General features: G+C 63.4%; 12 protein-coding genes. 5 read left to right on the forward strand and 7 right to left on the reverse strand.

Annotation, left to right across the window (positions count from 1 at the left end; genetic code table 11):
* Positions 1-43: 43 nt before the first annotated feature.
* Entirely contained in the window at positions 44-430 is a 387-nt protein-coding gene (locus RTH46_RS22435; RefSeq protein ID WP_316906665.1) for a hypothetical protein, read from the reverse strand.
* A 145-nt stretch (positions 431-575) separates the two neighbouring features.
* On the opposite strand from RTH46_RS22435, the gene RTH46_RS22440 reads away from it, so the two are divergent.
* Both RTH46_RS22440 and RTH46_RS22445 read left to right on the forward strand, forming a co-directional pair.
* Positions 576-773, forward strand: a complete 198-nt coding sequence (locus RTH46_RS22440; RefSeq protein ID WP_153785820.1) for a heavy-metal-associated domain-containing protein — start codon at positions 576-578, stop codon at positions 771-773.
* Positions 774-881: 108 nt separating this feature from the next.
* Positions 882-2,063, forward strand: a complete 1,182-nt coding sequence (locus tag RTH46_RS22445) for a multidrug effflux MFS transporter (protein WP_316906666.1) — start codon at positions 882-884, stop codon at positions 2,061-2,063.
* Here the strand turns inward: RTH46_RS22445 and RTH46_RS22450 are convergent.
* Positions 2,014-2,211, reverse strand: coding sequence for a hypothetical protein (locus tag RTH46_RS22450; RefSeq protein WP_256671306.1), 198 nt, complete (start codon positions 2,209-2,211; stop codon positions 2,014-2,016). The genes RTH46_RS22445 and RTH46_RS22450 overlap by 50 nt on opposite strands.
* A gap of 504 nt (positions 2,212-2,715) precedes the next feature.
* Between RTH46_RS22450 and RTH46_RS22455 the strand changes: the two genes are divergently transcribed.
* Positions 2,716-3,426, forward strand: a complete 711-nt coding sequence (locus RTH46_RS22455) for an ArsR/SmtB family transcription factor (protein ID WP_153785822.1) — start codon at positions 2,716-2,718, stop codon at positions 3,424-3,426.
* Here RTH46_RS22455 and RTH46_RS22460 read toward each other — a convergent pair.
* The 5 genes from RTH46_RS22460 to RTH46_RS22480 all read right to left on the reverse strand — a co-directional run bounded on the left by RTH46_RS22460 (position 3,423) and on the right by RTH46_RS22480 (position 7,845).
* Entirely contained in the window at positions 3,423-4,373 is a 951-nt protein-coding gene (locus RTH46_RS22460; RefSeq protein WP_316906667.1) for an adenosine deaminase, read from the reverse strand. The two genes, RTH46_RS22455 and RTH46_RS22460, sit on opposite strands and share 4 nt — an antisense overlap.
* An 87-nt stretch (positions 4,374-4,460) precedes the next feature.
* Positions 4,461-5,147: an SDR family oxidoreductase gene (locus RTH46_RS22465; protein WP_316906668.1), complete on the reverse strand. Its 687-nt coding sequence runs from the start codon at positions 5,145-5,147 to the stop codon at positions 4,461-4,463.
* Positions 5,148-5,585: 438 nt separating this feature from the next.
* Positions 5,586-6,170, reverse strand: coding sequence for an IMPACT family protein (locus RTH46_RS22470; RefSeq protein ID WP_153785825.1), 585 nt, complete (start codon positions 6,168-6,170; stop codon positions 5,586-5,588).
* A 9-nt stretch (positions 6,171-6,179) separates the two neighbouring features.
* The gene (locus RTH46_RS22475) at positions 6,180-6,842 is read right to left on the reverse strand and encodes a TetR/AcrR family transcriptional regulator (RefSeq protein WP_153785826.1); all 663 of its coding nucleotides are present in this window, start codon (positions 6,840-6,842) and stop codon (positions 6,180-6,182) included.
* 85 nt (positions 6,843-6,927) lie between these two features.
* Positions 6,928-7,845, reverse strand: a complete 918-nt coding sequence (locus tag RTH46_RS22480) for a LysR family transcriptional regulator (RefSeq protein ID WP_153785827.1) — start codon at positions 7,843-7,845, stop codon at positions 6,928-6,930.
* 118 nt (positions 7,846-7,963) lie between these two features.
* On the opposite strand from RTH46_RS22480, the gene RTH46_RS22485 reads away from it, so the two are divergent.
* Together RTH46_RS22485 and RTH46_RS22490 are read left to right on the forward strand one after the other, a co-directional pair.
* Entirely contained in the window at positions 7,964-9,310 is a 1,347-nt protein-coding gene (locus RTH46_RS22485) for an aspartate aminotransferase family protein (RefSeq protein ID WP_316906669.1), read from the forward strand.
* A 71-nt stretch (positions 9,311-9,381) separates the two neighbouring features.
* A complete protein-coding gene (locus tag RTH46_RS22490; RefSeq protein WP_153785829.1) occupies positions 9,382-10,875 on the forward strand; it encodes a CoA-acylating methylmalonate-semialdehyde dehydrogenase in 1,494 nt (497 codons plus the stop codon).
* Positions 10,876-11,014: the final 139 nt, after the last annotated feature.

The following is an 11,014-nucleotide window of genomic DNA, read 5'->3' on the forward strand; positions in this document are numbered from 1 at the left end:
CCGTGGACAAGCCAGCAGCATCAACCTTGCCATGCTGGCAAGGTCAATAGCCCAGGCTGGCTCGCTTGAGCACCAGGCCACTGTGCCCCATGGCAATGCGGTATTTGTTGATCTGGCCCGCCTGCAACGTCAGGCGCGTGCTGCGTTGGTCCTCGATGCCGGGGGCGCAACCGGGGCTCTGCCCGGGTAACAGGCGCAGGCGCACATCGATCGGACCGGCGGGCAGGTTGAAGGAGGTCGACTGCTCCTGGAACAACCGGCCGGACAACTGATCGTTGAGGTAGATGCCGATCTCGCAACTGGTGGCCACTTCCAGGCGCTCCCGGGAAATGATCAGCACGCTGTAGTCCGAATTGCCCTCGGCGCTGGCCGGTGGCACCGTGGCCAGCGCGCCCAGCAATCCGGCGAGGGTCAGTGCGGTCCTGATCATGAAGAATCTCCTGCTGGCAAAAACGTCAAAGGCGCAGCTTGGCCGAGCCGCGCGCAGATTTCCAGCCCGGCCGTTGCAGGCAGAACTTGACCTTGCCCCGAGGGCAAGGCTGAGACTGCGAAAAACCCTGAAGGAGGCAACCTCGATGCAAGTGTTCAATGTACAAGGCATGACCTGCGGCCATTGTGTGAAGGGCGTAACCCGGGCGGTGCAGGCGCAGGATGCGGCGGCGCGGGTGGAGGTGGACCTGGCGGCGCGGCAGGTGCGGGTGGAGAGTGCACTGGCTGCCGAGCAGATCATTGCGGCGATCCGCGAAGAAGGCTACCAGGCCGAGGTGGCCTGACGGCTGCCAGGGGGCGTTCGACGCCCCCAATTATTACAAAGGTTTTCAACGTTGGATGATCCACAGCAGGTAGACTAACGCACTTGCTTAGCCTGCTATGGATTCTTCATGAACCTGCGAACCTTGCTGATCCTCGGCGCCCTCAGTGCGTTCGGGCCTTTGGCGATCGACTTCTACCTGCCTGCCTTCCCCGCCATGGCGCACGGTTTCGCTACCGACGAAAAGCACGTGCAGACCACCCTGGCGGCCTACTTCCTCGGTCTCTCGCTGGGCCAGCTGGCCTACGGCCCGGTGGCCGACCGCTTTGGCCGACGCATCCCGCTGTTGTTCGGGGTCGGCCTGTTCACCGTGGCGTCGCTGGCCTGTGCCTACGCGCCCACCCTCGACAGCCTTATCGTGGCGCGCTTCGTCCAGGCACTGGGTGGCTGCGCCGGCATGGTGCTGTCGCGGGCGATCGTCAGTGACAAGTGCGATGCTGTGGCGTCGGCCAAGGTGTTCTCGCAGTTGATGCTGGTGATGGGGCTCGCGCCGATCCTGGCGCCGATGCTAGGTGGCGTGCTGGTGAACGTGGCCGGCTGGCAATCGATCTTCCTTGCCTTGAGCCTGTTCAGCGGCGTGTGCTTGCTGGCCGTTGGCCTGGGCTTGCCGGAAAGCCTGCCGACGCATGTGCCGCGCCAACCCTTGTCTGGCGCCTTGCGCCAATACCTGCGGTTACTGGCCGACCGGGCTTTTGTTGGCCATGCGCTGACCGGTGGCATCGCCATTGCCGGGATGTTCGCCTACATCGCCGGTTCGCCGTTCGTGTTCATCAAGCTCTACGGCGTGCCGCCGGAGCACTATGGCTGGCTGTTCGGTAGCAACGCCGCAGGGTTCATTCTCATGGCCCAGGTCAATGCCCGCTTGTTGGCCAAGCGTGGCCCCGCCTTCCTGCTGGCCCGTGCGGTCTGGTTGTACCTGGCGGCTGCCTTGGTGCTGCTGGCGGTGGCGGCGCTGCACCCGGCCGCTCTGTGGCCGTTGCTGGTACCGCTGTTCGTGTGCATTTCCAGCCTGGGATGCATCATCCCCAACGCCTCGGCCTGCGCCATGAGCGGGCAGGGTGCGCGGGCCGGCAGTGCTTCGGCATTGATGGGCTGCCTGCAGTTCAGCGTCGCCGCTGGTGCGGCGGCGCTGGTTGGCGTGCTGCACGACGGCAGCGCGGTGCCCATGGCGTTGGTGATCAGCCTGTGCGGCGCACTGGTGGTCAGTGTCGCAGTGCTGACCCGGCGCTTGCAGGCCAGGCGCTCGGCGTGAGTGGGTGGGGGGCATTGAGCCGCGTTTCCAGTAGGGCGACGAAGGCACGCGCTTCGCTTTCGCTGCGAAAGCTCACGACGTGCTGATCGAGCTGGACCTGCCACGGGCAATTGGGGTTTCGGTTCGACGCACAGACGACAATCTTCATCGCGATCCACCTCCAGTGAGCGAGCGCCGATGAAGTTTAGCGCCGCTAAAGGCGCTCGCCATGACCGACATCATTACCCGGACTGACGGTCATGGCGGGCAGGAGCGGGGAAGCTTTCTGGTTTGATACGCGAAAGTTATGTAGGGAACTGTCGGTATTGTCGGGCGGTACAACTGGGGCGCAAAGCCGTTGCAGGCTTTGGGCGCTGTTGCACGGGGGAAAGGGCTTTGCCAAGTGCCTGTCGCCGACCGTGAGCGCCAGGTGCCCCCCTGCGGCTGGGCTCCAGCAGGGGCAGGGCGCGTGCTTTCACGCGGCTTATACTGCTCCCGGCAGCCAGTGCCAGCCAGAGATACTTCCCTGCCAGAAGGGCGAACCGCGCTCAGGGATGCGCAGGGGTATCGCACCATTCGCCGATCATTCATCGACACCCTCGTCTGGGCCACCTTGATGAGACCGGCAGGTTCGCGCTGGTTTTTCAGACGAGAACTTTCAGGGAGCAGGTTGATGAATGCAGTCCACAGTATCAGCCAGGCCGCCGGCCTGATGGCAGACCCCAAACGCAGTGCCATGTTGTGGGCACTGATCGATGGTACTCCGCGTGCGGCGGACGAGCTGGCGAGCATGACCAGCCTGAGCGCCTCCTCGGCCTGTTCGCACCTGACCCTGCTGGCCGGCGCGGGTTTGCTGCGGCTGGAAATTCGCGGGCGCAAACGCTTCTATCGTCTTGCCAACCCGGAGGTGATCGCGGCGGTGGAGGCGTTGGCCAGCGTGCAGCTGGAGAGCCGTGCAGGAGCCCACGCCGGCACGCCACTGCAGATACCGCTGGCCATGCGCAAGGCGCGCCTGTGCGGCGATCACCTGGGCGGCGAAGTGGTCGCCGAGCTGTACCAGCGCCTGCTTGCCGCCGGATGGCTGGAAGGCAGCGAGCAGTATCTGTTCGTGAGCCAGGACGGCCGGCAACGGCTGCAGGCGATAGGGCTTTACATCGATGCGCTGGCACATGGGCAGCCACGTGATTGTGTGATCTGCCATTGCAGCGAATGGAGCGATCAGGGGCCGCACCTTGGCGGTAGCCTGGGGCAGGCCCTGCTCAAGCTGTTCGTGCAGTCGGGCTGGGTGCGTGAGCAGGAAGGCAGCCGGGCGGTGAATATTACCCCGCTCGGCTTTCAGCAGATCAACGCTATCGCCAGCCTTCCTGCCCGGCAGGTGGGTTAGCGTACCAGGCGGGCGTCCAGGCTGTTCTGCGCCAGGCGGCGAGCCTGGTCCTCGGTCATGCCCAGGTGCTGGTGCAGGGCGTGGAAGTTTTCGGTGACGTAGCCGCCGAAATAGGCCGGGTCGTCGGAATTGACCGTGACCTTCACGCCGCGCTCGAGCATGTCGAGGATGTTGTGCTGGCTCATGTGGTCGAACACGCACAGCTTGGTGTTGGACAGCGGGCAGACGGTCAGCGGGATCTGTTCGTCGATGATGCGCTGCATCAGGCGCTCATCTTCAATGGCACGTACGCCATGGTCGATGCGCTTGATCTGGAGCAGGTCGAGGGCTTCCCAGATGTACTCGGGCGGGCCTTCCTCGCCGGCATGGGCCACGGCCACGAAGCCTTCGCTGCGGGCGCGGTCGAACACACGCTGGAACTTGCTTGGCGGGTGGCCTTGCTCCGAGCTGTCCAGGCCCACGGCGATGAAGGCGTCGCGGAACGGCAGGGCCATGTCGAGGGTCTTCTGCGCTTCGTCTTCGCTCAGGTGGCGCAGGAAACTGAGGATCAGGCCGCTGCTGATGCCCAGTTGCTGGCGGCCATCCTTGAGCGCCTGGTCGATGCCGCGCAGTACCACTTCGAAGGGGATGCCGCGGTCGGTGTGGGTCTGCGGGTCGAAGAAGGGTTCGGTATGGATGACGTTCTGCGCCTTGCAGCGTTGCAGGTAGGCCCAGGTCAGGTCATAGAAGTCCTGCTCGGTGCGCAGTACGTCGGCGCCCTGGTAATAGAGGTCGAGGAATTCCTGCAGGTTGTTGAAGGCGTAGGCGCTGCGCAGGGTTTCCACATCCGCCCAGGGCAGGGCGATCTTGTTGCGCTCAGCCAGGGCGAACAGCAGTTCGGGCTCCAGCGAGCCCTCCAGGTGCATGTGCAGTTCCGCCTTGGGTAGGGCGTTCAGCCAGTCATACATGTGTGCAATCTCGATCAGGTACGGTTGGCCGCTATTCTACAGGGCCCGGCCGGGCAATGCGCCCACCGGGCCTGCATCGCCCGGGGCTTACCAGATAAGTGCTTCACCCTTGTAGTTGATGAAGCGCAGGCCGCCGTTGCCGCTTTGGGCCTTGATCTGCTCCAGCATGCCGCGGGTGCTGGTGAGCACGTCGATCTCGGCGTTCTCGCCGCCCATGTCGGTCTTCACCCAGCCCGGGTGCATGGCCAGCACGCACAGGTCGGGGCGCTGCAGCTCGACCACGAAGCTGTTGATCATCGAATTGAGCGCAGCCTTGCTGGCCTTGTACAGGCAGATCTCGCCGCCGTCGGGGATGGTCACGCTGCCCAGGATAGAGCTCATGAACGCCAGCACGCCGGTGCCTTCACGCACTTGGTCGGCCAGGCGCCGGGCGACGCGGATCGGTGCCACGGCGTTGGTCATGAACAGGTCGCCGATCTGCGGCACCTGGACGCTCTCCAGGTCCTGCGGCAGCGGGCCCATTACGCCGGCGTTGACGAACACCAGGTCGAAGACCTCGCCGTGCAGCCGCTGTTTGAGGCCATCGAGCTGGGCGGTGTCGTTCATCTCCAGGCGCTCGATACGCACGCCCGGTACCTCGCCGAGGGCGCCGGGCTGCTGTGGATCACGTACGGTGGCGATGATGTTCCAGCCATCCTCGTGCAGGCGTTGTACCAGGCCCAGGCCGAGGCCTCGGGAGGCGCCGATAATCAGGGCGGTCTTGTTCGCGGTCATTGCGATGCTCCTTGATTGGGCGAAACGAGTGGCTGCTCGCCCCGCGGCAAAGTGTGGGCGCCCTCATGTGCACAGGGCGTGGATGAGGAGCATATCCCAGTACTGCGTCGCAGGCCTGTGCGACTGATGAGGTCTGTACAAAAAATGAACAGCTCGCTGCGAAGCCGATGGCATCAGGCTTTGGCAGACTGGCTCACGGGTTATCCACAGGCTGCTCCACAGTAATTGTGCGCAAGCAATATCGCGCTGAAACGCTGGTTTCAGCACATGCCGATGTTAAAGGCTGGGGATAACTCACCGGCTTTCAGTGACTTGGGTCACTGTCATACTGTTGTGATCAAAATATGATCAATGCGCTGAACCCCTTGAAGCACAAGGCCTAGGCAAGAATGCCCCAAGCTTATCCACAGGCGGGCCCACAGTAGTTGTGGGCAAGGCTCAGTGGCGTTCCAGCAGGATGCGTCCGCGGCTCAGGTCGGCCAGTTGTTGTTGCAGGGTGTGCTGGTGTATATCGCCCAGCGCGATATGCAGGTCGACGCCATTGGCGGTGAATTGCTCGTCCAGCACCAGGCCGTCTACCTCCGCCAGGCGCAGCTTGACCAGTGCCAGCTCACTGAAGGTACAGCTGCAGGTGAATTCGCTGCGCTGCACCAGCAGCCGTTTGGGGGCTTGCTGCAGGCATTTGTTGGCGCCGCCACCGTAAGCGCGGGCCAGGCCGCCGGTGCCCAGTTGGATGCCGCCGTACCAGCGGATCACCAGTACCACCACCTGGTCGCAATCCTGCGCCTCGATGGCGGCGAGGATAGGGCGCCCGGCGGTGCCACCGGGTTCGCCGTCGTCGCTGCTGCGGTACTGGCCACCGAGCTTCCAGGCCCAGCAGTTGTGGGTGGCCGCCAGGTCGCTGTGGCGTTCGATGAAGGCCATTGCCTCGGCGGGGCTGGCGATCGGGCCGGCCAGGGTGATGAAACGGCTCTTGCGGATTTCCTCGCGGAACTCGCAGAGGTCGAGCAGGGTAGAAGGCATAGGTCCGGGTCAGGCGGGCGCGTTGATACCGCAGCCTTTGAGAATGATGTGGATAAGATTGTTGCTCGCGTCTTCCATGTCCTGCTTGGTCAGGCGGCTGCGGCCGGTGACCTGGCAGATCTGGGTGGCGAAGTCGGCGTAGTGCTGGGTGCTGCCCCACAGCAGGAAGATCAGGTGCACGGGGTCGACCCGGTCCATCTTGCCGGCCTCCATCCAGGCCTGGAACACCGCAGCGCGGCCACGGAACCATTCGCGGTAGTCGGCGCTGAAGTATTCGGTGAGGCACTCGCCGCCGCTGATCACTTCCATGGCGAAGATCCGCGAGGCCTGCGGGTTGCGCCGGGAGAACTCCATCTTGGTGCGGATGTACTGGCTCAGTGCTTCGCCGGGGTCGTCGTCGACGCTCAAGGCGTTGAAGGTGCTGTCCCACAGCTCGATGATGTTGCTCAGCACCGCGATGTACAGGCCCAGCTTGTTGGTGAAGTAGTAGTGCAGGTTGGCCTTGGGCAGCCCGGCCTTGAGCGCGATGGTGTTCATGCTCGTGCCCTTGTAGCCGTGGCGGGCGAATTCGTCTTCGGCAGCCTGGATGATGGCCTGCTCGTTCTTCTGGCGGATGCGGCCGGCGGGCTTGCCCGAGGCGGGGGAGCGATGCGCAGGGACTTCTAGGGTCATGGACGATTCCGGACGGGTCGTTACGAATGTTCGACAGATTACCTGCCTGTGCCGAAGTGACAAGCATTTGCGGCCTGGATAAGTATCAACGTGTCGCAGCCAGGCTCTCGAGGAAGCTTTCCAGTACCAGGTTGGGACGTCGGCCTTTGCGCGTGACCCAGCTCAGGCCCAGGTCGTAGAAGCGTTGCGCAGGCTTGAGCGCGCGCAGGCGGCCCTGCTGTACCCAGAAGCTGGCGTAGTGGTCGGGCAGGTAGCCGATGAAGCGCCCGGTGAGGATCAGGAAGGCCATGCCTTCGCGGTCCGATGCGCTGGCGGTGCAGTGCAGTGCCTGGTAATGCGCCTGGATATCGGCGGGCAGGCGGAACGTCGGGGCGATGGCGTCCTGGCTGTTGAGGCGTTGGTCGTCGACCTGTTGGTCTTCGGCGTAGAACAGCGGGTGGCCGACCGCGCAATAAAGCAGCGAACGCTCGCTGTACAGCGGCTGGTACTCGAGCCCTGACAGCGGGCTGGTCTGCGGCACCACGCCGACGTGCAGGCTGCCGTCGAGCACGCCTTGTTCGACCTGGCTGGGGGCGATCATGCGGATCTGGATGCGCACGTCGGGGCCGCGGTCCTTCAGTTCGGCCAGGGCGTGGGTAATGCGCATGTGCGGCAAGGTCACCAGGTTGTCGGTGAGGCCGATGTTCAGCTCGCCGCGCAAATGCTGGTGCAGGCCGTTGACCTCGGTGCGGAACGATTCCAGGGCGCTGAGCAGCTGCAAGGCCGAGTGGTAGACCTCACGGCCCTCTTCGGTGAGCGAGAAACCGGCGCGCCCGCGCTGGCAGAGGCGCAGGCCCAGGCGCTGCTCGAGGTCGTTCATCTGCTGGCTGATCGCCGAGCGGCCAATACCCAGCACGTTCTCCGCCGCTGAGAAGCCGCCGCATTCCACCACGCTGCGGTAGATCTTCAGCAGACGAATATCGAAATCACTGACTTGGGCGAGGGGATCGGGGCGTCGGCTCATTTGTTTAGTTATCTGCTGACTGAAGATTAGAAATGTTGGGTTTTCCGGACTTTATCCCCGTGCGAATTTAGCTGCAACAACATCCATCGTTGCCTAATCGTCTTCCGAGGAACCGCCGATGAACATGCCCGAAACCGCCCATTCCGGCTTGGCCAGCCAGCTCAAGCTGGATGCCCACTGGATGCCCTACACCGCCAACCGCAACTTCCAGCGCGACCCGCGCCTGATCGTGGCGGCAGAAGGCAACTACCTGGTCGATGACAAGGGTCGCAAGATTTTCGACGCTTTGTCGGGGCTGTGGACCTGCGGCGCCGGGCATACCCGCAAGGAAATCGGCGACGCGGTGGCCCGCCAGGTGGCCACGCTCGACTACTCCCCGGCCTTCCAGTTCGGCCACCCGCTGTCGTTCCAGTTGGCCGAGAAAATCGCCAACCTGGTGCCAGGTGACCTGAACCACGTGTTCTACACCAACTCCGGCTCCGAATGCGCCGACACCGCGCTGAAGATGGTCCGTGCCTACTGGCGCCTGAAAGGCCAGGCCACCAAGACCAAGATCATCGGCCGTGCCCGTGGCTACCACGGTGTGAACATCGCCGGCACCAGCCTGGGCGGCGTCAACGGCAACCGCAAGATGTTCGGCCAGCTGCTGGACGTCGACCACCTGCCTCACACCGTGTTGCCGGTCAACGCCTTCAGCAAGGGCATGCCGGAGGAGGGCGGTATTGCCCTGGCCGACGAGATGCTCAAGCTGATCGAACTACACGATGCCTCGAACATAGCCGCGGTGATCGTCGAGCCACTGGCCGGTTCCGCCGGCGTGCTGCCGCCGCCGAAGGGTTACCTGAAGCGTCTGCGTGAGATCTGCACGCAGCACAACATCCTGCTGATCTTCGACGAAGTCATCACCGGCTTCGGCCGTATGGGCGCCATGACCGGTGCCGAGGCCTTCGGCGTGACCCCGGACCTGATGTGCATCGCCAAGCAGGTTACCAACGGCGCCATCCCGATGGGCGCGGTGATCGCCACTGGCGAGATCTACCAGACCTTCATGAACCAGCCGACCCCTGAGTACGCGGTGGAATTCCCCCACGGCTACACCTACTCGGCGCACCCGGTCGCCTGCGCCGCCGGTATCGCCGCGCTGGACCTGCTGCAGAAAGAGAATCTGGTGCAGTCGGCCGCCGAACTGGCGCCGCACTTCGAGAAGCTGCTGCACGGCGTGAAGGGCACCAAGAACATCGTTGATATCCGCAACTACGGCCTGGCCGGCGCGATCCAGATTGCCGCGCGTGACGGTGATGCCATCGTCCGTCCTTACGAGGCCGCGATGAAGCTGTGGCAAGCCGGCTTCTATGTGCGCTTCGGTGGCGACACCCTGCAGTTCGGGCCTACCTTCAATACCCAGCCGCAGGAGCTGGACCGCCTGTTCGACGCGGTGGGTGAAACCCTCAACAAAGTCGACTGATCTTTCTGATTCTGATGCCAGGCGCGTGAACGGCACGGGCCTGGCACTACCTTCTTTATCTGGAGTTCTGCATGAGCATTGTTCAGCACCTGATCCACGGCGAGCTGGTCACCAAGGGCGAACGCACCGCCGATGTCTTCAACCCGTCCACCGGCCAGGCCGTGCGCAAGGTCGAGCTGGCCAGCCGCGCCACCGTTCAGGAAGCCATCGATTCGGCCAAGGCCGCCTTCCCGGCCTGGCGCAATACCCCACCGGCCAAGCGCGCCCAGGTGATGTTCCGTTTCAAGCAGCTGCTTGAGCAAAACGAAGCGAAGATCTCGCAGATGATCAGCGAGGAGCACGGCAAGACGCTGGAAGATGCTGCGGGCGAACTGAAGCGCGGTATCGAGAACGTCGAGTTCGCCTGCGCTGCACCGGAAGTACTGAAGGGTGAGTACAGCCGCAACGTTGGCCCGAACATCGATGCATGGTCCGACTTCCAGCCGCTGGGCGTGGTGGCGGGTATCACCCCGTTCAACTTCCCGGCCATGGTGCCGCTGTGGATGTACCCGCTGGCCATCGCCTGTGGTAACGCATTCATCCTCAAACCGTCCGAGCGTGACCCGAGCTCTACCCTCTATATTGCCCAGCTGTTGCTGGAGGCCGGTCTGCCCAAGGGCATCCTCAATGTCGTGCATGGCGACAAGGAAGCGGTCGATGCGCTGATCGAAGCGCCGGAGGTGAAAGCCCTGAGCTTCGTCGGTTCGACCCCGATCGCCGAGTACATCTATGCCGAGGGAACCAAGCGTGGCAAGCGCGTCCAGGCCTTGGGCGGTGCGAAGAACCATGCCGTGCTGATGCCGGATGCCGACCTCGACAACGCGGTCAGCGCGCTGATGGGGGCTGCCTATGGTTCTTGCGGCGAGCGCTGCATGGCCATTTCGGTGGCCGTGTGTGTGGGTGACCAGGTGGCCGACGCCCTGATTGCCAAGCTCGAGCCACAGATCAAGGCGCTGAAGATCGGTGCCGGCACGTCCTGTGGCCTGGACATGGGGCCGCTGGTGACGGCTGCTGCCCGTGACAAGGTAGTGGGTTACATCGATGACGGTGTTGCTGCTGGTGCCAAGCTGGTGGTGGATGGCCGGGGCTTGCGTGTAACCGGTAATGAAGATGGTTACTTCGTGGGTGGCACCTTGTTCGACAAGGTGACCCCGGAGATGCGCATCTATAAAGAAGAGATCTTCGGCCCGGTGCTGTGCGTGGTGCGTGTGAACAGCCTGGAGCAGGCCATGCAGCTGATCAACGATCATGAGTATGGCAACGGGACCTGCATCTTCACCCGTGACGGTGAAGCGGCGCGTCTGTTCTGCGACGAGATCGAAGTGGGCATGGTAGGTGTCAACGTGCCGCTGCCAGTGCCGGTGGCCTATCACAGCTTTGGTGGTTGGAAACGTTCGCTGTTTGGTGACCTGCATGCTTACGGTCCGGATGGTGTGCGCTTCTATACCCGTCGCAAGGCGATCACCCAGCGTTGGCCGCAACGCGCAAGCCATGAGGCGTCGCAGTTCGCGTTCCCTAGCCTGTAAGGCGGTGGCTATATAAGAAGCGGGGAGGCCGGCAGGCCTCCCCGCTTTGTTTTCAGGTAGATGACACTTTCTTGAAATTAAAGGTTGACGGGGTTTCAGATCCCCTTATAATGCGCCCCACTTCCAGCGACAACGGAAC

The organism is Pseudomonas sp. zfem004, assembly GCF_032621715.1.
In the GTDB taxonomy this organism is placed as follows: Bacteria; Pseudomonadota; Gammaproteobacteria; order Pseudomonadales; family Pseudomonadaceae; genus Aquipseudomonas; species Aquipseudomonas sichuanensis.

Coding starts and splice junctions, on each gene's coding strand:
- RTH46_RS22450 (WP_256671306.1), bottom strand. CDS start 2,211: ATGAAGATTGTCGTCTGTGCGTCGAACCGAAACCCCAATTGCCCGTGG.
- RTH46_RS22475 (WP_153785826.1), bottom strand. CDS start 6,842: ATGACCCTAGAAGTCCCTGCGCATCGCTCCCCCGCCTCGGGCAAGCCC.
- RTH46_RS22480 (WP_153785827.1), bottom strand. CDS start 7,845: ATGAGCCGACGCCCCGATCCCCTCGCCCAAGTCAGTGATTTCGATATT.
- RTH46_RS22445 (WP_316906666.1), top strand. CDS start 882: ATGAACCTGCGAACCTTGCTGATCCTCGGCGCCCTCAGTGCGTTCGGG.
- RTH46_RS22470 (WP_153785825.1), bottom strand. CDS start 6,170: ATGCCTTCTACCCTGCTCGACCTCTGCGAGTTCCGCGAGGAAATCCGC.
- RTH46_RS22435 (WP_316906665.1), bottom strand. CDS start 430: ATGATCAGGACCGCACTGACCCTCGCCGGATTGCTGGGCGCGCTGGCC.
- RTH46_RS22460 (WP_316906667.1), bottom strand. CDS start 4,373: ATGTATGACTGGCTGAACGCCCTACCCAAGGCGGAACTGCACATGCAC.
- RTH46_RS22455 (WP_153785822.1), top strand. CDS start 2,716: ATGAATGCAGTCCACAGTATCAGCCAGGCCGCCGGCCTGATGGCAGAC.
- RTH46_RS22490 (WP_153785829.1), top strand. CDS start 9,382: ATGAGCATTGTTCAGCACCTGATCCACGGCGAGCTGGTCACCAAGGGC.
- RTH46_RS22440 (WP_153785820.1), top strand. CDS start 576: ATGCAAGTGTTCAATGTACAAGGCATGACCTGCGGCCATTGTGTGAAG.
- RTH46_RS22485 (WP_316906669.1), top strand. CDS start 7,964: ATGAACATGCCCGAAACCGCCCATTCCGGCTTGGCCAGCCAGCTCAAG.
- RTH46_RS22465 (WP_316906668.1), bottom strand. CDS start 5,147: ATGACCGCGAACAAGACCGCCCTGATTATCGGCGCCTCCCGAGGCCTC.